Below are 22,327 nucleotides of genomic sequence, written 5' to 3'. Positions count from 1 at the left end.
CAAATTTTTTGTGGTAAAAAAACGAAAAAAGCGCTTATTAGGCGCTTTTTTGTTCAAACGGCTTTCAGTTAACCCTCTTGCCGACACTTACACTCGCAATAGTTTATTCACGGGAAGATCGCGGATCCTCTGCCCCGTCGCCGCAAAAATTGCATTGGTCAAACTTGGGGCGACGGGCGGTACACCCGGCTCACCCACGCCTGCGGGCGGCGCATCGGATGCAATAATGATGATCTCCATATCGGGGGTTTGGGGAAGTCGCAGCAAAGGATAATCGTGGAAATTCGATTGCTGCACTTTGCCCTCTTTGTAAGTGATTTCCCCCATCAAGGCTAAACTCAGGCCAAATATAATCGCACCTTCTGTCTGTGCTTTTACCCTATCAGGGTTAACTATCGTGCCCGCATCGATAGCAGCGATGGCATTTAGCACTTTAAGCTGTTTATCCTCACTCACTTCCACCAGCATAGCCACGGCGACATAACTGACAAAACTGCGGTGCACGGCAAACCCCCAGCCCTGATTTTTACCCGCCTTGGGCGCCTTAGTTTGGGCTTTTTCGACCGCATCAATGACCCCAAAATAGCGACTGACGTCCACAGGGTGACGATTGAGCTCTTCGCCATAGTTGCCGTAAGTGAACTGTTGGTCGGTAAAGGTCTCACGCCTTGCTTCACCTAACAGGCTACGCCACATTGCAGGGCAAGAAACCTGAGAACGATGAGCCATTTCATCGACAAAACTGCCGACACTAAAACCGTGCTGAATGTTACACACAGAGCGCATCCAACCAATACGGCTGTGCGCCTGCGCTTTTACCGCTTCGTATCTTAAATTTGGCAAAGCAAAGGGCACATCCACAAAGCCTAAATCCAACTCACCGCCAGAGGGATATTCTACCCCTTCGGCAAAGGTTGAACTGATCGATGGGAATCCCGTACGGGCTAAAAGCGCGGTCGGTTTGTTGCTGGCATCAAACAGTGCCTGATAGGACTGGGCGCTGATAGCATGGTAATAACCGTTTTGAATTTCATCTTCGCGGCTCCAACTCACCTTAATTGGACACTTGAATTGCTTCGATAACAGCGCGGCTTCAACACTAAAATCAGGTTTGGATTTACGCCCAAAACCACCACCCAATAGGGTGACATTCACTTTAATCGCATCTTCTTCCATACCCAGTGCAGCGGCCACATTTTGCTGGGTACTTTGCGGCGTTTGGGTCGATGCCCAGATTTCACAGCCCTTTTCAGTCACATGGGCGGTGGCAACGGGAGGCTCGATAGAAGAATGAATTAAATAAGGCACGGTATAAACCGCCTTTAACGTATTCGCTTCGGGCCAGTTTTTGACCTCATCGCCAACTTGGCGCACAACATTACCGCTTTGCTGTACCCGCTCGACCAACTCTTTCAAATAAAGGCTTGAATCATGCTGACTGTTGTCGGCTTGAGTCCAAGTGACTTTTAAAGCTTTGCGCCCTTCAAGAGCACTCCACGTGTTTGTGGCGATAACAGCAACGCCGCCCAAAGCCTGAAACGCGGGAGCGCCCTTAGCGGCGGGCAAACGATACACATCCACGACACCGGCCACTTTGCGCGCTGCGGTATCATCCAAGCTTGCCACATCGCTCCCGAGCACCGGCGGGCGTATTATGCTGGCGTAAAGCATGCCATCGAGTTTGATATCGTAACCATAAATCGCGCTGCCGCTTAACATGGCATCCATATCAACGATTTGACGTGATGAACCAATCTGCTTGAAATCTTTAACCTCTTTAAAGGTTAACGACTCAACGGCAGGTACGGGTTGCTCTGATGCGGCTAACGCTAACTCGCTGAACTTGGCCGAGCGGCCCGTTTTAGCATGCAACACTTTATGGTCGGCGGTATGCACCTCGCTCACGGGAACTTTCCAACGTGCGGCGGCGGCCTGCTCAAGCATGGTTCTTGCCATCGCCCCCATCTGGCGCATGCGGTCGTAATTTTCGCGAATACTGCGGCTACCGTCAGTGTTTTGGCTGGCATAACGTTTATCAGCTAAACCTTGAATAGGGACAATTTTATCCCAATCCGCTTCTAACTCTTCGGCTAAGACTTGCAGAATGCCGGTTCTGATCCCCTGTCCCATCTCGGAGCGATGGCAAGTGAGGTACACTTTGTCGTCTTCACCAATGGCAATAAACAGATTCAACCGCGCTTCTTTATCCTGCGCCAGCGCCATGGGGCTCCATGTTAGTCCGCTCGCCCCTAATGCTAATCCGCCACCCACTGCGCCAAACAGTTTTAACACATCGCGGCGGCTGATATTTTCTACGGCAGTAAAAGTACTCATATTAGCCCTCCTGTTTGGCATAGTTTTGCAGTGCGGCTTTGATCCTAGGATAGGTGCCGCAGCGGCAGAGATTACCCGACATGGCAGAGTTGATTTGTTCTGCAGAAGGTTTCGGATGCTGCGCCACTAACGCCGCAGCCGACATCAGTTGTCCCGCTTGGCAATAGCCGCACTGGGGCACGTTATGTTCGGCCCAAGCATTTTTAAGCTTTTGATTATCTAGCCCTTCAATTGTTGTCAAACGTTTTCCCTGTGCCTGCCCCAAACTGGTTAAACAGGCGCGTACGGGTTGGCCGTCTAAATGCACAGTGCAAGCACCGCATAACCCGGCACCACAACCATATTTAGTGCCAGTGAGCCCTAAAATATCCCGTAACGCCCACAGGATTGGCATCTTAGGATCGGCATCTAAGGTAAATGATTTACCGTTGATGAAAAGTGTTTGGGTGGAAGCGGCGGTACTGGCTTCCTTGATAACTGCAGTGGTTGATAATACTTCTGCCATAACTCACTCCTTAAGTGCCAACCACGACGCAAGATCGGCTTGGGTATCAATATCAATTGCGGCGCGGGGTAGTGTTATAGCGACTAACGCTCCCCGCTGTGCTTGTTGTTTTAGAATCGATTTCGCCCCGCGATCACCACTCAAGTGAGTGAACTGCGGTAATGTAGAGGCATTAAAAATAGCAGGTACGCCTAAATCATCCAAATAATGGGCGGCAACGTCTTTACCGGTTTCATACCATGTCAAAATCAGTTGTCGATAATCGTCTGCACTCAAGGCCACTTGGTCTGCCAATGTCAGCAACATGGCATCAAAGCCCTGCTCCTTGGCATAGCTTGCCGCCAAACTCACTGAGGATGCCAAGCCTGTTTGCCACTGTGGATTAACTAAAATATCAAAGGGTTGGCTGGAATGAAGCTCGACTAATAATGGCTGCAATATGTGCTGGTGAGCACCGAGTATGATTAACAAAGGCGTATGCTGGAGCGAATGAGTGTCTTGGCGATCCAAACCTAAATCTTGGCAACTAAGCTGCTGTAAACGCTCAACATGGGTGCTAATGATGGTTTGTTCGCGAATTTTCGTAGCGCTATGTGATGGTAGAAGTTGCGCTAACTTAACCCCATCAAAGCGCTTACTCTCACCCGCCGCAAGTACCACAATCAGCAGGCGCTTGGATGAAAGTGGCGTTTGCTCTGTCAACGTTAACGCTGCCGGCTTTGGTGCTGAAGACATTAGTACAGAAGGCTTTTGTACTGGCGGCAACATCATCAACGCATTATCTCATCGAGATGTTTTAAAGTCGCACCATGGAGCACACCGTGGCACTGGGCCAAAATACTTAACGCCACGGCACTCGGTAACTCACCGCCAAGGGCAAGCCCTGCGGGAGCAGAAAATACCCCAGAAAAAGATTCTGTACTCAGCCCCGCCATCCCAAGCACTTTATCCCGTCGATGGGCAGGACCAAGCAAGGCGATATAGGCTAGCGGATGCGCTTGAATGACCTTTAATGCCGCAGCATCTAAGCCCAAGTTATGGTTCATCACCACGGCACAATCCAATTGAGCGATATGATTCGAGGTTAATTCCCCCGCGGTCAGTTTCACTATATGGGCATGGGGGAAATCCGCCGCTCTGGCATAAGCGGTACGACCATCAAAAACAGTCACTAGCCAACCTAAAGTGTGGGCCATGGCGGCAACGGGCTTAGCATCGATACCACCGCCAAAGATCCCAAGATGGAATCTTGGTCTCAAGGGAATAATCAGTGATTCTCCCGCGTCTTGGGTGAAGACGCCCGTGCGAACAAAATCGCTGGCGGGGAACGGCGTCAACTCCTCAGAATAAAACGCAGCGTGATACTGGCGCGCATCCGTCCCCGCTTTGACTAAAGGCAATTGGTAAAAACCCGACCGACCGTGGCGAAATGCCTGCACTAGCTCAACTAAGCCAAGATCATGATTCTCTTTTAGCAGAGGGATCAACATGATATCTACTATGCCACCACAACCGAGTCGATAGCTGGCATCGGACTCATCGCTTGCATCATAGGTGACACACATGACTTGCTTAGTCTGCATGGCATTTTGAGCATGGCGACGTAAATCGGCTTCTAAACAGCCGCCACTTAACATACCCACACCTTGACCAAACTCATGGAACAACATCATGGCACCGGGTTTACGATAGGCCGAACCTTGAATTTGGGTGATCACCGCAAGTACCCAAGCGTCATCCGCCAGTGGTAGCCAATGCTCTAGTAAATCTTCGATTTGGTGATCCATCCGCAAGGACTCCATTGGGTTAGGGAGATTTAAAAAATTTAATGCGCTTATCGCTATAGAAACTATCACAGTTAATAACGCAGCTATCGACGTCTATTTGTCATCAAAACTTGACGCAAGTTTTATCAGCAAATAAAACCGCTTCGTCAAACGCTCGCATTAAACATATGGACAACCAAGTTAGCAAAGGCGTGTGCGTATTGAAAGGAGTAATAGATTTCAAAAAGTGTTGAAGCATAAAATATGTTCAGGGGAAGTTAAAGAGGAAGAATTGACGTCCATGTCTGAGTGGCGTTTGTTCGCAAATCAACCACATTTCATCTAAAACTGGTATTCGCCCGCCTTAGTGCGCAGTATCTGTGATTGGTTGTCTAGACTAATGGATGTCGATTCAATCTGTTCGATAATCTGTGATACTTCGCGGGAATTATCGCGGATCACCATCATGCTCGAAGCGATTTCTTTAGAAACCAAGGATTGTTCTTCGGTTGAAGCGGCAACCTGAGTATTGATCCCATGAATTGCTTCCGTACTATGGCGAATATCCTCAAATACTGCCACGATACGTTGCAGTTCTACCCCCGCCTTTTGCATTAGCGTCGCCGCTTGAGTCACTGATGTACCCACTTGATTGGTACGGCTTTGAAGGCTTGCGACAATATCATCGATTTCCTTGGTGGAATCTTGAGTGCGCTGGGCTAATGATCGAACCTCATCAGCTACCACAGCGAAGCCTCGTCCTTGCTCACCGGCCCGTGCGGCTTCAATCGCGGCATTCAGTGCCAGCAAATTCGTCTGCTCAGCAATCGCCTTAATCACACTCAACACATTGCTGACTTGGGTACTTTCGTTCACTAGATGCGACATAGAGTCTTGAGTATTCCTAAACTCAGTTTCTAATACCGACATGGCTTTCAACGCTTCAGATACCGTCTGTTTACCTACAGTGACATGCGTTTCATTTTCGGCGGCGCGGCTTTCAGCATTCGAGGTGCTCTCACTCACATGCACTAAGGTCGTGGTCATTTCTTCCATCGCACTGGCGCTGGCGTCCAGTTCTCTCGCCACCCGATTTGAGCTTTCACGCGAAATTTGAATTGATGCTTTAGTTTGCTTAGCTAAATCAGCCACCTCTTTTGCAATGCCATCCGTCGTCGATAATGAACTGGCAAGGGAAGAGATAAACAAGTTGATTTGATTAACGATTTCGCCAATTTCCCCCTGAGTCGTAACAGAGATCCGCCGCGCAAGATTTTTAGAACGCTGAATATCGAGCAATTCAACACAGGTCTGCACTAAGGGAGTCACAATCCTGCTTTTAACGATAATAAATCCGCCAACGGCGGCTAAAATCACGATAAATAACACCAGTTGGGACCAGTTTAATGCAGCATGCAGGGAGTCGAGTCGGTTATTCACATCACCATCGGTACGTTTATCCAATGCTGTAAAAAACTCATCAATCGGCTGCATGATCTTAGCTTTTTCTCTGTGGTATTGGTCGCTATGTAATAACTCCCTCGCCATGGTTAAGTTAGGCTCACCTTTGATCGTGTAAGTTTGGGTGTTGGGGTCCATAAAAATACCTTTAACGGCATTCATGGCTTTCACTTCGAGGGCGACTAACGCATCTGAGTTTTGCTGGGCTTGTTCAAGGTAACGGAATTCTTCATCAGAAAAACCGAGGGACTTCATTTGCGTGTTTATCGCAATGCTAGCACCGTCGGGTTTTGGCTTATCGCCATAGCTCAGCACCAAATCCCAGTAAATCTGGTGATATTTTTCAGGTCTAGACTTCTCACCATTACGGATAGCCAAAATATCCATATACATTTTTTCGTATTTTTCATCACCCGTAACAGCGTAAGTTCGAGCGAGACGCGTTAGGTCATCGGAACTTTGTCTTAACTCATCGGCGACTTGATAGGACTGATATCGGACGCTAGCCGCATCATTAAAGAGATCGATTTTAGACTTAACATTGAAGCTCAATACCGCAGAAATCACGGCACTCGCGACTATGGTCGAAAAGACCACGCTCATCATTGTTTTTGTTTTCATACTTACCCCAGTAGACGGAAGAACTGCTTTAAGTCTAGAAGGAAAAACAGAAAACATAAAAAAGGTTGGTTTATTAGCTGAAATAATCATTTGATTTGCGAGTGATTATCGCTCACAAATCAAGCAATGCTGAATGGCGTCTCAATTACAGTAAAAGTTGGTCCGCGACAAAGGGGTTATGCTCGCGCTCTTCGCCAAAAGTCGACATAGGACCATGCCCAGGAATGAATTCAACCTCGGCGCCTAAGGGCCACAGTTTTTCGGTGATCGAGTGAATTAAATCCTGATGATTTGATTGGGGGAAATCGGTGCGGCCGATAGAACTTCGAAACAAAATATCCCCCACCCACGCCAACTTAGATTGGGCAGAGAAAAGTGCAATGTGTCCCGGCGTATGCCCAGGGCAATGCAGCACAGATAAACTTTGCTCGCCCACTTTAACAATATCGCCATCCTGCAGATATTGATCCGGTTCAAAGGCATCGCAATGGGGAAAACCAAAATTTTGGCTTTGCTTAGGTAAGTTATCAATCCAGAATTTATCAGCAATATGCGGGCCAATAATCGGCACATTGGCGGCTTTCGCTAGGTTTTTTGCACCACCGACATGATCGATATGCCCATGGGTAAGGAGGATTTTTTCGAGGACGAGTCCAAGTTTCGCCACTTCGTTTTGGATCCTATCAATATTCCCACCGGGATCCACGACTGCCGCACGCTTAGTTTTTTCACACCAGATCAAGCTGCAATTTTGCTGAAAAGGTGTCACTGGAATAATCTGATACTTCATAGCTTCAATCTCGTGTTATCCATAAGCGATAGATTACGCTAAGAAACTCATCATGGCTCAAATTTGTATCCAAAAAATTGATCTTCACCAAAAGCTAATCAAATAATCCTAGCTTACGACATAAACTATTTTGTCTATACCCAAGTTAGCTGAAGATACGCGTTTCAGGTAGCCTAGGTTGCTGCATCTTCAGCTTATTTGGGTATACAATCTGCCAATCACAATAACATGATCCTCTGCCATTAAGGTTGTTTGATGAAACCCGATATTATTCTCGCCGGAGTGCTGGCGAAGAAACACACTTTTACCTTGCCCCTCAACTATCAAAATCCAATTGCAGAGCAAATCCAAGTGTTTGCCAGAGAACTCTGTAGCCCAGAAAACAAAGATAAAAAACTACCTTATATCGTATTTTTTCAAGGCGGCCCAGGATTTGCGGCCATGCGTCCCGCCAGCAACAGCGGCTGGATCCGCCGCGCATTAAAAGAATATCGAGTGTTATTACTCGATCAACGTGGTACAGGCTTATCAACACCGATTAATTACCAAAGCTTGCAACACTTAGATCCCGCAGCTCAAGCGGATTACCTAAGCCATTTCAGGGCTGACAATATCATTCGTGATGCCGAAACGATTCGTGCCCAGCTTTGTCCCGCCGATAAGTGGGCGATTCTCGGCCAAAGTTTTGGGGGATTTTGCGTGTTACATTATTTAAGCGCCGCCCCTCAAGGCGTCAGTGAAGCCTATATCACGGGTGGCATACCATCATTAACCCGTAGCAGCGACGACGTCTATCTTGCGACTTATCAACGCGTACTGGCGAAGAATAAACAATTTTTCCAACGCTTCCACGATGCTCAACATCTCGTCACTCGGTTAGCAAAACATTTACTTGAAAATGAAGTGTATTTGGCAACGGGTGAACGCCTCACGGTTGAAATGCTGCAGTTGCTGGGTATTAATATCGGAATGGAGCAAGGACCTGAATCGGTTTATTATTTGCTTGAGCAAGCCTTGATCAACACAGCTTCAGGGACAGTCGTTAACCCGTTATTTTTAAATCATTTCGGTCAAATGCTCGATTACAACACTAACCCGATTTTTGCCCTGTTGCATGAAGCCATCTACTGTCAACACTCGGCTTCACAATGGTCGGCACACAGGGTTAGACAGCAATTCCCCGCCTTTAACTATCAACAAGGTAAACCGTTTTTATTCACAGGTGAGATGATATACCCATGGATGTTTGACCAATTTAGTCACTTAGTGCCGCTTAAAGCCGCGGCAGAAATCCTTGCCCATAAATCAGATTGGCCAACACTTTACAATCTAGAGCAACTGGCACAAAACCGAGTCCCTGTTGCAGCAGCCATTTACAGTGAAGATATGTTTGTAGAGATGCAATACAGTTTAGAAACCACAAAACAAGTTGGCAGGCTAAAGTATTGGTTAACATCAGAATATGAGCACAACGGCATCCGCATGGATGGAGAACGCATACTGGATAAGCTCATCAGCTTAAACCGAGGCGACACCCTAAGATAAATATGAGCTTTAAGGGCTAATTAAGTTAATGCTGAGATTATATGCCTGCTCCTCATCAATTGAGTGATTTTGGCAAGCTTTAACGACCCATTTCCGTATGAGTAAACCGTTTTGGTTTACTCTTTTTTTGCCCAAATTCAGTGCTATGAAAGCGTTATAGCTTAAGGTCGAATATCCCCTACAACAGAATCACAACGCACTCGTGACGATTAAACCTCTGTAGCCATTTTGCGTGTTCGACTCCTTGCGCCAGCACTAGCCACTGACTTCTTCACACTGCTTTTAGCTGTACTTGCAGTGCCTGCCCGTTTTGCCGAGCTCGAGGCTTTGCGGTAAGGCGACTTACGATAACCGAATTTATTACTTGCCGTTTTACGATAACCTTGGCCTTGTAAACCATTAAGTGCGGTTGGCAGTTGGGCGCCTGCATTCTGGATAAGCGTGGATAAGGTGCCGAGCAGTGGTTGCATAAAGGCTTGATAAGAGGTTTCTTTATGGCAAATGCCATTCAGACTCGCTTCCCAAAGCGCTGTCATATCCGGCGTAGTCGCACTCGCGGGCAAGCTGTTAATCAATCCTTTCCCCACGTCTGTCGAGACAATAGATTTACCTAAGCGTTGTAAAAAACCGCGTTTGAACAGCAATTCGATAATACCTGCACGGGTGGCCTCTGTACCTAATCCATCGGTTTCTTTAAGAATTTTACGGATCTCAGGATCGGTCACATAACGGCTAATACCCGTCATAGCACCGAGTAAAGTGGCATCGTTAAAGGCCTTTGGTGGTTGAGTATTTTTCTCCAACAATTCGCCTAGAGTACAATGCAAAGCCTGTCCCAATTTCAAAGGCGGTAATTGGCCGATAAACTCGTCATTCTCCTCATCGTCCTTACCTACGCTTTCTTCCGTCGACTTGTTGCCACTCGCCTTACTGCCATTAGGCTCTTGGCGGGCAAAGAGTTGCTTCCAGCCGAGGGATTTATCCTGACGCGCCTTGGTATTAAATAAGCCCCCCTCGATTGTCACTTGCACTGTGGTTTCACTGTAACAATAAGCCGGATAAAACTGGGCTAAGTACTGGCGAGCAACATGAAGATATAACTGCCTCTCACGCTGACTCAAGCTAGATAAGTTAGCCGTCTTCTCTGTGGGGACGATTGCGTGATGGGCGTCCACTTTTTTATCATCCCATGCTTTAGATTTAAGACGGGGATCGGGTGCATCAGCACCTTGCAATAACTCAGCAGCACCGTCACTTATCGCCTTAAGAACCGAAGGCGCAAGGTTATGTTGCTCAACGGGTAAATAACGACTGTCGGAGCGTGGGTAAGTAATGAGTTTATGGCGTTCATACAAACTCTGGCAGGTATCGAGCACATCCTTAGCACTCATGCCAAACCGTTTCGCCGCATCAATTTGCAACGCGGATAAGCTGTAGGGCAATGGTGGATTCTGTTTCTTGTCCTTAGCCACTAATTGAGTGACTAAGGCGGGTTTATCACTGATGCGACTCACCACATTTTGCGCTAACCCTCTCGCTAACACTCGTCCTTCTTCATCCATATAGGGCTGACAAGCTTCGCTAGGTTGCCACTTGGCGCTGAAGGTTTCTTGCTTCTCGGTCGCCAAATGCGCTAGTACTTCATAAAAAGGTTTAGATTGAAAGTGAGCAATCTCTTCATCACGGCGCACCACTAGCCCAAGCAATGGCGTTTGTACTCGGCCGACGGATAACACGCCTTGATAACCGACCTTTTTACCTTGGATGGTGTACGCACGCGTCATATTCATGCCATAGAGCCAATCGGCTCGACTGCGGGCTAAGGCCGATGTGGATAAAGGAATAAACTCGCGATTACTGCGTAGCTGCGTTAGAGCCCGTTTTACAGCTTGTGGGTTTAAGTCACTGATCAGTAAACGCTGGGTTTGATGTAGCTTGTCCCCCGTCACGCCAAGATAGGCAATCACTTCATCCACGAGTAACTGCCCTTCACGGTCGGGATCGCCCGCATTAACCAAGGTGTTGGCTTGTTTGACTAATCGTTTAAGCACTGTAAGTTGGCTGCGGGTTGCGGCCTTAGGTTTTAGTTGCCACTTGTCTGGCACTATTGGCAAATGCTCGAATTTCCAAGACTTAAATTCGGGATTATAGGCATCAGGTTCTGCTTGCTCGAGCAAGTGACCAACACACCAAGACACACAATCGCCATTGGCGGCTTCGATAAATCCATCGCCTTTTTTATGGGGTTTAGGCAATACATCGGCAATGGCCCGCCCTAGGCTAGGTTTTTCTGCGATATAGAGAATCATACAAACACCAAGCACTGGATATAATTACAGTATAATTTAGCCCAAACGCCAGTTGAGTGCAAATTTCTGTAGTAAACCGAGCTTAAGTGTAAATTCAATTGCGAATGATTCTCAACAAGGCATAGGATACACTAAATGACTAAGGAGTGACTATGAAACAGTTTGCAATAAATGCGCGACAGGCTATGACAATAACTCCAGCATTAATATTAAGATTCAATCAGTTATTGATATTCCATAGCTTAATGTTACTCGCAATAAGCATGCTCACCAGTACCTGGCTGGGACAAATGAAAATCATCGATATGCCGTTAGCATGGGGATTCATTCTCGTCATTCCTATTGCTGTGAGTTTATCTCTATTACTCAGCCATCAAATCACGCGCCATAGCTTAAGCAGCTTATTCAGCGTGTGGATGCTACTTTGGGTAATGGGATAACTGACATTCATAATAAATCACTACCGTATTTCGAGTTAACTCGCCCCTCTGCTCTATTTATCCATGCTAAAACTCAATTTCAAAACACATTGGTTTCAAATATTTAACACTTTAACTATGAAGCTCCCTAAAAAATAGTTATGTTGAGTATCTTGGATATTTACAAAAAATGTCTTAATCAAAAGTGAATGTCCTAACTCAACATCTGTTGAATAACCGTAAACCTAAAAACTCTGCTAAAACAACACAATAAAGGAATCGGAGTCTATGAATGAGATTGTCAACGCGATCAATAGTGTAATTTGGAGCCCTGCACTTATTTTTCTTTGCCTAGGTGTCGGGCTCTATTTCTCCCTTCGCACTCGATTTTTACAGCTGCGCCATCTGCCAGAAATGATCCGCCTGATGTTTGATGGTAAGAGTACTGATGCGGGAGTGTCGTCTTTTCAAGCTCTCGCGATGACATTAGCGGGTCGAGTCGGTACAGGTAACATTGCAGGGGTCGCCACAGCAATCACCTTTGGTGGTCCTGGCGCTTTATTTTGGATGTGGATGGTTGCCTTTCTCGGTGCCAGCTCCGCTTTCGTTGAATCTACCTTAGGTCAAGTCTATAAAGAAAAAATCAATGGTGAGTATCGCGGTGGACCTGCTTTTTATATTGAAAAAGGCTTAGGCATGAAATGGTATGCATGGGTATTTGCAATTGCGACCATATTTGCTTGTGGGATCCTGCTGCCGGGCGTACAAGCTAACTCGATTGGTTCAAGTTTAAAAACTGCTTTCAACATAGATCCTAATGTGACTGCAGCCATACTGGCTATGCTTCTTGGTTTTATTATTTTTGGCGGTGTAAAACGTATCGCTCACTTTGCCAGTGCCGTCGTCCCCTTTATGGCACTGGGTTACATCATAGTGGCTTGTGTCATCATAGCGCTAAATATTGGCCAGCTACCGGGTATTTTATGGTTAATTATCAAAAGTGCCTTTGGCTTTGATGCGGGTTTTGGTGCCATTTTAGGCTTAGCCATCATGTGGGGGGTAAAGCGGGGTATTTACTCCAACGAAGCGGGTCAAGGTACAGCGCCACATGCCTCATCTGCAGCGGCGGTAAGCCATCCTGCCAAACAAGGGTTAGTTCAAGCTTTTTCTGTGTATATCGACACCTTATTCGTTTGCTCTGCAACAGGTTTCATGCTGCTCATTACAGGACTGTATAATGTTCAGGGCCCAGACGGTGCGGCGCTCTATACCGGCATTGCCGGAGTCGCTGCAGGACCTGGCTACGTACAAACGGCAATGGAAAGTATGATGCCAGGATTTGGCAATATCTTTGTGGCTATCGCACTGTTCTTCTTCGCCTTTACGACCATAGTGGCTTATTACTACATTGCCGAGACCAACATTGCCTATATTAACCGTAAAGTAAATCATCCTTGGTTCATGGTCGTTCTCAAAGTCGTGATCATTGGCTCAACCGTATACGGCACAGTTAAAACGGCTGATATGGCTTGGGGAATGGGTGACATTGGTGTCGGACTGATGGCATGGCTCAATATTATTGCCATTATTCTATTAAGGAAAACCGCATTCACTTGCCTTAAAGATTATGAATCACAGCAGGCACTTGGCATAGAGCCACTCTTCGACCCAGTAAAACTGGGTATTAAAAATGCGGATTACTGGGTTGAACGTAAGCACGCTGAAGAAAATGTAATGACTGAAACAGCGCAACGCATAAATACGTAGACGTTACCACTATGATCCGTTAAGCAAATATAAACCATTAAAAAGCCAGTGATTTCTCACTGGCTTTTTTTGTATCGTTTAGAACAAAAAGGACACAAACTTTACGATACTGAATTACCCACAATCCTTATGGGTGACAGACGTTATGCAGCTCTAAGTTAGTGCCGATATCTTTATTTCGATCGGCTTTGGCATCGTCATTTCGCAGTTGCGTCAAGTGATCTAAATACGCTTGGTCAACGTCGTTCGTGATGTAGTGACCATCAAATACGGACGTTTCGAAACGTTTAATCGCAGGATTCTCCATTCTTACCGCTTCAATCAAATCGGGTAAGTCTTGGAAAATAATGCCATCAGCACCAATTAACTTGGCGATTTCATCGGCATCACGACCATGGGCAATAAGCTCATTCGACGTTGGCATGTCAATACCGTACACGTTCGGGAAACGAATTTCTGGTGCGGCAGAGGCAAAGTAAACTTTCTTGGCACCGGCTTCACGGGCCATTTCGATGATTTGCTCTGAGGTCGTACCGCGAACGATAGAGTCGTCCACCAACAGGACATTTTTGCCTTTGAACTCAGTGTTAATCGCATTCAACTTACGACGCACTGACTTCTTGCGCTCCTGTTGACCAGGCATGATGAAGGTACGGCCAATATAACGGTTTTTCACAAAACCTTGGCGGTACGGTAAGTCCATGCAACGGGCAATCTCCAGCGCGATATCGCAAGAGGTTTCAGGAATAGGAATAACCACGTCGATATCGTGATCGTACCATTCCTTCTTAATCTTCTCGCCAAGCTTAGCGCCCATGTTGACGCGACTTGCATATACAGACACTTTGTCGATCGTCGAATCTGGACGGGCAAAATAAACAAATTCGAAGATACAAGGTGCATAGCTAGGCTCGGCTGCACATTGACGGGTATACAGCTGGCCGTCAATTGAAACATAAATCGCTTCACCCGGTGCAACATCACGCATCACTTCAAAGCCAACGGCATCGAGTGCCACACTTTCAGAAGCCACCATGTATTCAGTGCCAGTGGCAGTTTCGTGCTTACCTAATACCAAAGGACGAATACCAAATGGGTCACGGAACGCAACTAAGCCTTGACCAATAATCATGGCAACAACCGCGTAAGCGCCACGAGCTTGTTGGTGTACGTTAGCGACCGCATCGAACACTTCTTCCGACGTCAGAGTCAAACTCGTGGTTTTTTGCAGTTCGTCGGCGAGCAGGTTTAACAAGACTTCAGAATCCGAAGTGGTGTTCACGTGGCGACGTTTTTTGATCAGCCCTTCGGCTAATTCGACTGTGTTGGTTAAGTTACCGTTATGGGCTAATGAGATCCCAAATGGCGAGTTAACATAGAAAGGCTGCGCTTCAGATGCGCTTGAACTGCCCGCAGTTGGATAACGCACATGGCCAATACCCGCATTACCTTGTAGGCGTTGCATATGTTTGACTTCAAAAACGTCTTTAACCAAACCATTGGCTTTACGTAGTCTGAAAGCACCACGATCAATGGTCACAATACCTGCCGCATCCTGACCTCTGTGCTGCAACACTGTCAGTGCATCATAAATGGTCTGATTAACCGATGATTGGCCAACTATTCCGACGATACCACACATGGGTAAGCTTCCTCATTGTAAGATGTTCTATCACTTAGGATTATTTTATTTTCTTTCTTATAGTTTGGGTACAAAGCTGGAGGTATTTTCCAAATAGTCAAAAAACCATTGAATAACAACGCCAAATTCGGGCACTAGCACAGAATCTTTCCACCATTGGGAGTTGGGAGAGCCTGTAAAAGCATCCATGAAAAACAACAAGGCGCTAACAATAAGCGCGCCTCGAATAGCACCGAAGCACAAGCCCAAAAGCCTGTCAGTGCCAGATAATCCGGTTTTGACAACAAGTTGTCCGAGAATATAGTTAACTAAGGCACCGAGTACCAAAGTGGTAATAAAGAGGATGGCAATAGAAACGCCATTACGCAGCATCTCATCGTTCATTTGTGTTAAGTGAACGGCAAGATCTTGGTAAAATTGGCTGGCAACAAAGAAAGCCGCAAACCATACCACTAAGGACATGGCTTCTTTGGCAAATCCACGGATCAGACTGATGAGAGTCGATAATCCGATGACGAATATGATAGCGTAATCAATCCAAACCATTGAGATGGCTTTCCGACATGGGCTTTAAGACGGCGCGATTCTACCAGAGACTGAAACGATTCTCACCCCTAGTGAGGTAAATAAATCATTTTCAGTCTCGTGTGTTGTATCACCATTAAGATTCTAAGGGATTAAAAGGAACAATCCAGCCCTTGAGACGTGTAAGGTTTTCCACCTCAACTTGTACTTTCTTCAGCTTTGCCTCAGACACATCGGGTCCGACAAACACTTTAGTTAATACGCCATCTTTAGGGTTTTCAGGAATAGTGTACGCTTTAAAACCACTCTTACGTAGCTGTGCAACCAAAGCTTTAACATTCGTTGCGTTGTTAAAACTGCCAAGCTGCAAGGTAAAGCCACTTTTCAAGCTGTCACGGCTGACCACTTTAACGGCATCCTCTTTGGCTGCACTGGCTTTGGGCATTTCTGCTTTCGGCTTTTCAGCCTTAGCCACAGTGGTCGCTTTAGCGTCCGCTTTTTTAGCCGGCTCAGTTTTTACAGTGGCTTTAGGAGGCTCTTTTTTAGCTTCAGGTTTCGTTTCAGGCTTAGGCTCTGCTTTTTTAACATCAGGCTTAACGTCTTTCTTAACATCTTGCTTTGCGACTTCGATTACTGGCGCGGCGACAGACTTTTCATTGTCAGCATTAACTGGCATTTCAGCTAGGGCGACCTCAGTCCCATTCAGCGCGGCAGCATCCTCGGCCGACAAGACTTCAAACATATCATCGTCGGCTTTTTGCTGCTCAATCACGGTCGGGCGCAAAGGAATTTCGGAAAACTGCTCTTCTTGGCGATCTTTTTTACCATCCAAAATATCCGGCAAAAAAATTACCCCAAGCGCAACCAGCACCACAGTGCCGACTAAACGATTATGAAACTGGCTAGACAAAACTGACTTCCTGCATAAATTGAGACTTAAAACCTGCCACAGTGTAAAAGGAGCCAAACACAATTACCACATCATCTGGGTTAATTTGCGCTTTTAATGCAGACCAAGCCTCAGATATGTCCTCAAACTCAAATGCAGCAGCCTCAGTGGCTAATGTTTTGCGTAGCATGGCCGAACTCGCGCCACGCTCACCGTGCAGACTGACCAAATACCAAGTGTCAATCAGTGGGTTGATCACAGGCAACACACCTGCGATATCTTTATCCTTCAACATGCCGCAAAGGGCGAACACGCGCTTACCCACAACGATTGGCGCTAACTGTTGTACCAAAAAACGCGCCGCATGGGGATTATGGGCAACATCGAGTAACACTAACGGCTGCTCACTCACCCGCTCTAATCGACCCGTTAACCGAGCCGTGCTAATACCCTCAGCAATAATTGAAGGCGTGATATCCGGCCAGCCCTGTTCAATCACTGCCAATACAGTCGCCGCATTAGGTAATGGCAAAGTTGGTAACGCTAAATCGTGCAGTTTGAGCACTTGACCTTGAAAATCCCACAGATTGCCATGGGCTTGATAACTGAATTCGTTACCGACGCGATACAAGATGGCGCCAACCTCATTGGCGACATCATTGACAGTGTGTGGCAAGTTGGGTTCACCTACAATGGCAGGTTTACCACGGCGGAAAATGCCCGCCTTTTCACGGCCCACAAGCTCACGGGTATTACCGAGATAACTTTCATGGTCTAAATCGACCGACGTCAGTACGCTAATGTCGGCATCGATAATATTGGTAGCATCTAACCGTCCACCTAAACCGACTTCTAAGATAACCACATCAAGCTGAGCGGCTTTAAAGAGTATCAAGCCTGCAAGCGTAGCGTATTCAAAAAAGGTCAGAGAAATATCGCCGCGCGCGGCTTCAATTTGCTCAAATGCCGTAACAAAATCGCTATCACTGACATCGCTACCATTGATACGCACTCGCTCATTGTACTTCAGCATGTGTGGCGAACTGTATACGCCCACCGTCAAACCTGATAAGCGCAGAATATTTTCGAGCATGGCGCAGGTGGTGCCTTTGCCGTTCGTCCCCGCCACTGTCACTATCTTGGTTTGACCTAAATCCAAAAGACCAAGGGTTTGCGCGACCTTAGAGACACGGGTTAACCCCATATCGATTTCGGTTGGATGTATAGATAGCAAATAATCCAACCACTGTTCCAATGCTGCATTTGACGCTGGTACTGTAAGCATGTCCGTATATCCTCGTATTCGATTATCTCTCAAATAAGATCTTTTCAATCCAACATGAATAATGGCCCAAGGGCGAGCTTAGGTAATTGATATTGTTCTGGATAAGTCACATCAACTAAATAGAGTCCATGGGGTTTAGCCGTTGCTGCGGCTTGGTTTCTGTCTTTTAATGCGAGCAAATCGCCCATCCAAGTCAGTGGCTGATTACCTAGACCGATTTCTAACAATGAACCGACAATATTGCGCACCATGTGATGCAAGAAAGCATTCGCGGCGATATCAACAATCACATACATACCTTGGCGCGTGACATTAACGCAATGCACATTACGAAACGGTGTTTTCGACTGACACTGGACAGCGCGAAAGCTAGTAAAATCCTGCTCACCCAAGAGTGCCTGTGCCGCTTGGTGCATTTTGTCAGCATCGATATTGCCGTGATAATGGCTTACACCATGGCGTAAAATCCCAGGGCGAAAAGTGTGATTATAAATCACATAGCGGTAGCGTCTGGCGGTCGCCGAAAAGCGCGCATGGAAGCTGTCGTCGACTTCTTTGACCCAACGTACGGCAATATTGTCGGGCAAATTAGCATTCACCCCTAAGGTCCATGCGCCTTCATTACGAATGGCATTGGTTTCAAAATGAACCACTTGGCCAGTGGCATGCACGCCCGCATCGGTACGGCCAGCGCAGAAGACGCCGATAGGCTCATTGGCCACTATCGATAACGCCCGTTCTAATTGCCCTTGTACTGAATCGACTTCGGCCTGACGTTGCCAGCCAAAATAACCATTACCGTCATATTCAATACCTAATGCAATCCGCATCCACTTATCCTCACAATTGATTTAGCGGCGCATTTTATCACAGCAGCCCATAAAAAAAACGGCGCTAAAGGCGCCGTTAGATTGAAACACTCTCAATCGGGATTAACTAATCTCTTTGAGCAAACGTCCTGCTTCATCCTGCTGGCGCTCGTTACCGTCAATTTGCACTTCTTTGAGCAGGGCTTTCGCACTGTCGCTGTCGTCAATTTCGATATAAGCACGCGCTAAATCCAGCTTAGCGTTGACTGAGTTTTCTTCATCATCAACATCGATCATCGCGGCATCACCGATTAAGGCACCGACATCACTCATCTCAACGTCAACTTCCGAATACAAATCGGTATCTGCGCCCTCTTCATCGGCATCATTCAGCAACTTGTCGATGTCGATAAAACCGTTTTCATTTTGAAAACTGGTTAAATCATGGTCAGGAACAAACTTTTTCTGCGCTTTTCGTGACTCCTGGGCATCGAGTGCAGCCAAGGCTTCATCGACGGTAAGATTATGATCATCGACCAGAGAGAAACTGTCTTCCGACGTCAACACATCTTCATCGTCATAATCTGTATTGGCTGTAAAAGCGGCGAGCACATTATCGTCACTTAAGTCTAGCCCTTGCTCAAGGTCCAAATCATCCGCGTCTTCTTTGATATCAAGTTTAAAATCTTCACTAAAATCAATATCGTTACGCGTAGCCTTAATGGGCTTCTCTTGAGAAGCATAATCCAGCGCGGTGGCATCTTTGTTAGGCTCAACATCATTAGCCGTTACATCTGCTTGCGTTGCCGCAGGCTTAGCCTTAGGCGCAAAATCTAGCTCTGAGTCCCAATCGAGTACATGGGGATCTTTGCTCTTATTGGCTTTTAAATCATTAAAGAAAGAAGATTCTTTTTCTTTAACACTGGCCGCGGCTGCAGCAGCGGCCAAAGTGACTGCGACCGTCGCTAATACATCAGCGTCGTTATCGTCACTCAGTTCCTCGACTAATGTAAAAGTATCATCGGTGCCGTCGATAGAGTGAGCCGCACCAATGCCTTTAAGTAAATTATCTTCGTCAACTGAATTGTCTTCTGAATCGAGCTGCGCCGTTTCCATATCGAAGTCGAATTCATCTTCATCGGCATCCAATTGCTCCGGCACATCAAACTCAGCTAAGAGTGAATCTAAATCATCATCACCTGACGCTTCACCTTTTATGTCTTCCGGTAATGAAGCTTCTAATTCTGCGGCGATTTCTGCACTGATATCATCATCTTCTGCATCGACTTTGAGTTCAGGCTCAGCATCAAAACTCGCCAGTAGTGAATCAATATCATCGGATTCTTCTACGCCTAATTCATTAAGCTCATCGTCTAACTCAGCGGCAATTTCAGCACGAATATCGGGCTCGATTTCAGGTTCAACCGCTGGCGTCGGTTTATCAAAATCCGCTAACAGGGCATCAATGTCGTCAGTATCTTCTACGCCCAGTTCATTAAGCTCAGCGTCTAGCTCTGCGGCAATTTCAGCGCCGAGGTCGGGTTCAACTTCAGGTTCTGCTGGTTTATCGAAATCGGCTAACAGGGCATCAATGTCGTCGGTATCTTCTACACCCAGTTCATTAAGCTCAGTGTCTAATTCAGCGGCAATTTCAGCGCCGAGATCAGGTTCAACTTCAGGTTCTGCTGGTTTATCGAAATCGGCTAACAGGGCATCGATGTCATCGGTGTCTTCTACACCCAGTTCATTAAGCTCCGCATCTAGTTCAGCAGCAATTTCAGCGCCAAGATCAGGCTCGACTTCAGGTTCAGCGGCTGGCGTTGGTTTATCGAAATCAGCTAATAAGGCATCGATATCATCAACGTCTTCTCCGCTAAGTTCATCATCTAGCTCATCACCGAGTTCTGCGGCTATGGCAGCACTGAGATTTTCATCATCAGACGCAACAACGTCTGGTGCAGGCGCTTGTGCAATCTCAGTATCTTCTGCAGGAACACTAAACTCGGCAAGTAATGCATCAAGATCATCGTCATCCGCGATGGCTTCATCGGCAGGTTTAGTGTCTGCGACTTCAACATCATTCAGCTTAGAAGTAACATCATTACTGTCATCTTCTTGAGCTAAATCGCTCGCAAAGTTACGCTCTAATTCACTTAAATCCTCTTCGGCTTCGGTGCTGTCTTCAGAAGTGCTGTCGTCAGAACCTAGGCCCGCTAATAGTGCATCAAGATCGGCTTCCTCAAGAATATTGCCAGATTTAGGTTTCTCTTCAGGAATATCATCCTCCTGATCGCCCATCGCTTCTGCCCACAGATCATCAAGAGATTGCCCTTCGTCTTCAACCTCAGGTTCGGCAGAGATCCCCGGATCGACAAACATTTCAGAAGCCATATCCATCTGATCGTGGGAGTCAGTCAAATCTTGCTCAGGTTGTAAATCGACACTGCCCATATCAAGAAGACTATCGATGGAGTCCGCATGGTCAGAATCTAAATGTACCGCCATATCGTCTAAATCGTCATCATCCATATCCATGATGGCGGTACCCGCAATCCCAGCGGCACCGGCGGCCATAACCGCTTCTTGTGTCTGCATTTCACGACGTTCTTTATTGCGTTTACGGCGCAGGAACCAGAACACAGCAAGCAGTAAGAACAAGGCAGGGATCACAGCCGCGGCAATCAATAACGCAGGACTGTTAAGGATATTGCGCCACAAGTCATCGGGCTCAATCGGTGCCTCTGCCTCTACTTCAGCTTCAACAGCTATCGTCTCTGGCACTTGCGCAGCTTCAACTTCGGCTTTCAAGGCTTGGTTTTGTAGTTTGCTGGCTTGAAGTGTTTCTTCCAGCACAGCAATCCGTTGATTTAATTCTTCAACTTTAACTTTTAGCGCTTCAACATCTGAAGTGCGCACTGAGAGTTGATCTTGCGTGCGGGCTAATTCATCGGTTAATGACAGATTTTTGCTTTCTGCCGCTTCTAACCGCGCCGTCACATCTGAACTCAGCATCTTGGGCTTTTCTGGAACAGGTGTTTCAACAACCGCTTTAGGTGGTGTCACTTTCGTTTCAACAATCACCGCAGGAGCCGTGACTGGCGCTTTTGCTGTCGTCACCTTAGCTGGCGGTTTAGACGCTGCTTTCGCCGGAGCCCGAGATTGTCTATCACTTTGCTCTGCTCTGGCTATCGCCATACGATTGGGGATCGACAGCATGACTTCTTTGGACGGAATGAGCAGGATCATACCGCGTTCTAAACTGTTATAACTGGCAGAGTTAAACGCATGAGGGTTAGCATCGTATAAGGCGGCCATCACCTGATAGACGCTAACACTGGCATCAGGACGGACTTTTTGCGCTATGCTCCAAAAAGTGTCTTTCGATGTCGTTGGACCATATTGATGGTTAACTTGACGGATCTGTCCGTCTGGCCCCATGATTTTTAAGGGTTTTAATCTTGGTGTATCTGCAGCAACGGCGGGATCAATAAAATAAGCGGTAGAAGAAACAGCTAAAACAGTGGCCATTAGACCCACAAGATACGAAGTGCGAAATTTCATCAATCCTTCCCTTTGAAGCGCTATAAAGTTATCTCACTGATAACAGGCTTTAGGCAATTGTATTTATTGAGATTACTATAAACCAGAAATCCCCGCCCT

General features: G+C 46.7%; 16 protein-coding genes. 3 read left to right on the top strand and 13 right to left on the bottom strand.

Features of this window, described 5'->3' with window-relative positions; all coding sequences use genetic code 11:
• Nucleotides 1-87: 87 nt before the first annotated feature.
• From RA178_RS08360 to RA178_RS08335, 6 genes are all read right to left on the bottom strand, one after another.
• Nucleotides 88-2,334 carry a xanthine dehydrogenase family protein molybdopterin-binding subunit gene (locus RA178_RS08360; RefSeq protein WP_113940727.1) on the bottom strand — a complete coding sequence of 749 codons (2,247 nt, stop codon included), beginning with the start codon at nucleotides 2,332-2,334 and terminating at the stop codon, nucleotides 88-90.
• 1 nt (nucleotide 2,335) lies between these two features.
• Nucleotides 2,336-2,839, bottom strand: a complete 504-nt coding sequence (locus RA178_RS08355) for a (2Fe-2S)-binding protein (protein ID WP_263196659.1) — start codon at nucleotides 2,837-2,839, stop codon at nucleotides 2,336-2,338.
• Between the two features lie 3 nt (nucleotides 2,840-2,842).
• Nucleotides 2,843-3,610 carry a nucleotidyltransferase family protein gene (locus RA178_RS08350; protein ID WP_371135016.1) on the bottom strand — a complete coding sequence of 256 codons (768 nt, stop codon included), beginning with the start codon at nucleotides 3,608-3,610 and terminating at the stop codon, nucleotides 2,843-2,845.
• Nucleotides 3,610-4,626 (bottom strand): XdhC family protein, encoded by a 1,017-nt coding sequence (locus tag RA178_RS08345; RefSeq protein ID WP_306685114.1) that lies wholly within the window; start codon nucleotides 4,624-4,626, stop codon nucleotides 3,610-3,612. Before RA178_RS08345 ends, RA178_RS08350 begins: the two co-directional genes overlap by 1 nt.
• Nucleotides 4,627-4,947: 321 nt before the next feature.
• A complete protein-coding gene (locus RA178_RS08340) occupies nucleotides 4,948-6,687 on the bottom strand; it encodes a methyl-accepting chemotaxis protein (protein ID WP_028761018.1) in 1,740 nt (579 codons plus the stop codon).
• 145 nt (nucleotides 6,688-6,832) lie between these two features.
• Nucleotides 6,833-7,477 (bottom strand): MBL fold metallo-hydrolase, encoded by a 645-nt coding sequence (locus RA178_RS08335; RefSeq protein WP_306685113.1) that lies wholly within the window; start codon nucleotides 7,475-7,477, stop codon nucleotides 6,833-6,835.
• 255 nt (nucleotides 7,478-7,732) lie between these two features.
• Between RA178_RS08335 and RA178_RS08330 the strand changes: the two genes are divergently transcribed.
• The gene (locus RA178_RS08330; RefSeq protein ID WP_028761020.1) at nucleotides 7,733-9,022 is read left to right on the top strand and encodes an alpha/beta fold hydrolase; all 1,290 of its coding nucleotides are present in this window, start codon (nucleotides 7,733-7,735) and stop codon (nucleotides 9,020-9,022) included.
• A 209-nt stretch (nucleotides 9,023-9,231) separates the two neighbouring features.
• Here the strand turns inward: RA178_RS08330 and RA178_RS08325 are convergent, their stop codons facing one another.
• Nucleotides 9,232-11,331 (bottom strand): DNA topoisomerase III, encoded by a 2,100-nt coding sequence (locus RA178_RS08325; protein WP_306685112.1) that lies wholly within the window; start codon nucleotides 11,329-11,331, stop codon nucleotides 9,232-9,234.
• Between the two features lie 152 nt (nucleotides 11,332-11,483).
• Between RA178_RS08325 and RA178_RS08320 the strand changes: the two genes are divergently transcribed.
• Nucleotides 11,484-11,771 carry a hypothetical protein gene (locus tag RA178_RS08320; RefSeq protein WP_306685111.1) on the top strand — a complete coding sequence of 96 codons (288 nt, stop codon included), beginning with the start codon at nucleotides 11,484-11,486 and terminating at the stop codon, nucleotides 11,769-11,771.
• A gap of 267 nt (nucleotides 11,772-12,038) precedes the next feature.
• Complete coding sequence (locus RA178_RS08315) at nucleotides 12,039-13,517, top strand: alanine/glycine:cation symporter family protein (protein ID WP_105252099.1); 1,479 nt, start codon at nucleotides 12,039-12,041, stop codon at nucleotides 13,515-13,517.
• 127 nt (nucleotides 13,518-13,644) lie between these two features.
• Here RA178_RS08315 and purF read toward each other — a convergent pair whose 3' ends face one another.
• The 6 genes from purF to RA178_RS08285 form a co-directional block, all read right to left on the bottom strand.
• Nucleotides 13,645-15,159 carry an amidophosphoribosyltransferase gene (purF, locus tag RA178_RS08310; protein ID WP_028761029.1) on the bottom strand — a complete coding sequence of 505 codons (1,515 nt, stop codon included), beginning with the start codon at nucleotides 15,157-15,159 and terminating at the stop codon, nucleotides 13,645-13,647.
• Between the two features lie 57 nt (nucleotides 15,160-15,216).
• A complete protein-coding gene (locus RA178_RS08305; RefSeq protein WP_028761030.1) occupies nucleotides 15,217-15,705 on the bottom strand; it encodes a CvpA family protein in 489 nt (162 codons plus the stop codon).
• Nucleotides 15,706-15,820: 115 nt separating this feature from the next.
• Complete coding sequence (locus tag RA178_RS08300; RefSeq protein WP_306685110.1) at nucleotides 15,821-16,594, bottom strand: SPOR domain-containing protein; 774 nt, start codon at nucleotides 16,592-16,594, stop codon at nucleotides 15,821-15,823.
• Nucleotides 16,587-17,858, bottom strand: a complete 1,272-nt coding sequence (folC, locus tag RA178_RS08295; RefSeq protein WP_306685109.1) for a bifunctional tetrahydrofolate synthase/dihydrofolate synthase — start codon at nucleotides 17,856-17,858, stop codon at nucleotides 16,587-16,589. Before folC ends, RA178_RS08300 begins: the two co-directional genes overlap by 8 nt.
• 44 nt (nucleotides 17,859-17,902) lie before the next feature.
• Nucleotides 17,903-18,688 (bottom strand): tRNA pseudouridine(38-40) synthase TruA, encoded by a 786-nt coding sequence (gene truA, locus RA178_RS08290; RefSeq protein WP_028761033.1) that lies wholly within the window; start codon nucleotides 18,686-18,688, stop codon nucleotides 17,903-17,905.
• 102 nt (nucleotides 18,689-18,790) lie between these two features.
• Nucleotides 18,791-22,228, bottom strand: coding sequence for a FimV/HubP family polar landmark protein (locus RA178_RS08285; RefSeq protein ID WP_306685107.1), 3,438 nt, complete (start codon nucleotides 22,226-22,228; stop codon nucleotides 18,791-18,793).
• Between the last annotated feature and the right edge of the window lie 99 nt (nucleotides 22,229-22,327).

The sequence above is a fragment of the Shewanella oncorhynchi genome (assembly GCF_030848765.1).
Lineage (GTDB): Bacteria > Pseudomonadota > Gammaproteobacteria > Enterobacterales > Shewanellaceae > Shewanella > Shewanella oncorhynchi.
This window is presented reverse-complemented; position numbering and strand designations above follow the sequence as displayed.

Excerpts from the sequence above, each read along its gene's own strand:
- RA178_RS08325 (WP_306685112.1), bottom strand. The coding sequence starts at position 11,331 with ATGATTCTCTATATCGCAGAAAAACCTAGCCTAGGGCGGGCCATTGCC.
- truA (WP_028761033.1), bottom strand. The coding sequence starts at position 18,688 with ATGCGGATTGCATTAGGTATTGAATATGACGGTAATGGTTATTTTGGC.
- RA178_RS08345 (WP_306685114.1), bottom strand. The coding sequence starts at position 4,626 with ATGGATCACCAAATCGAAGATTTACTAGAGCATTGGCTACCACTGGCG.
- purF (WP_028761029.1), bottom strand. The coding sequence starts at position 15,159 with ATGTGTGGTATCGTCGGAATAGTTGGCCAATCATCGGTTAATCAGACC.
- RA178_RS08355 (WP_263196659.1), bottom strand. The coding sequence starts at position 2,839 with ATGGCAGAAGTATTATCAACCACTGCAGTTATCAAGGAAGCCAGTACC.
- RA178_RS08305 (WP_028761030.1), bottom strand. The coding sequence starts at position 15,705 with ATGGTTTGGATTGATTACGCTATCATATTCGTCATCGGATTATCGACT.
- folC (WP_306685109.1), bottom strand. The coding sequence starts at position 17,858 with ATGCTTACAGTACCAGCGTCAAATGCAGCATTGGAACAGTGGTTGGAT.
- RA178_RS08315 (WP_105252099.1), top strand. The coding sequence starts at position 12,039 with ATGAATGAGATTGTCAACGCGATCAATAGTGTAATTTGGAGCCCTGCA.
- RA178_RS08335 (WP_306685113.1), bottom strand. The coding sequence starts at position 7,477 with ATGAAGTATCAGATTATTCCAGTGACACCTTTTCAGCAAAATTGCAGC.
- RA178_RS08285 (WP_306685107.1), bottom strand. The coding sequence starts at position 22,228 with ATGAAATTTCGCACTTCGTATCTTGTGGGTCTAATGGCCACTGTTTTA.
- RA178_RS08320 (WP_306685111.1), top strand. The coding sequence starts at position 11,484 with ATGAAACAGTTTGCAATAAATGCGCGACAGGCTATGACAATAACTCCA.
- RA178_RS08360 (WP_113940727.1), bottom strand. The coding sequence starts at position 2,334 with ATGAGTACTTTTACTGCCGTAGAAAATATCAGCCGCCGCGATGTGTTA.
- RA178_RS08330 (WP_028761020.1), top strand. The coding sequence starts at position 7,733 with ATGAAACCCGATATTATTCTCGCCGGAGTGCTGGCGAAGAAACACACT.
- RA178_RS08350 (WP_371135016.1), bottom strand. The coding sequence starts at position 3,610 with ATGATGTTGCCGCCAGTACAAAAGCCTTCTGTACTAATGTCTTCAGCA.
- RA178_RS08340 (WP_028761018.1), bottom strand. The coding sequence starts at position 6,687 with ATGAAAACAAAAACAATGATGAGCGTGGTCTTTTCGACCATAGTCGCG.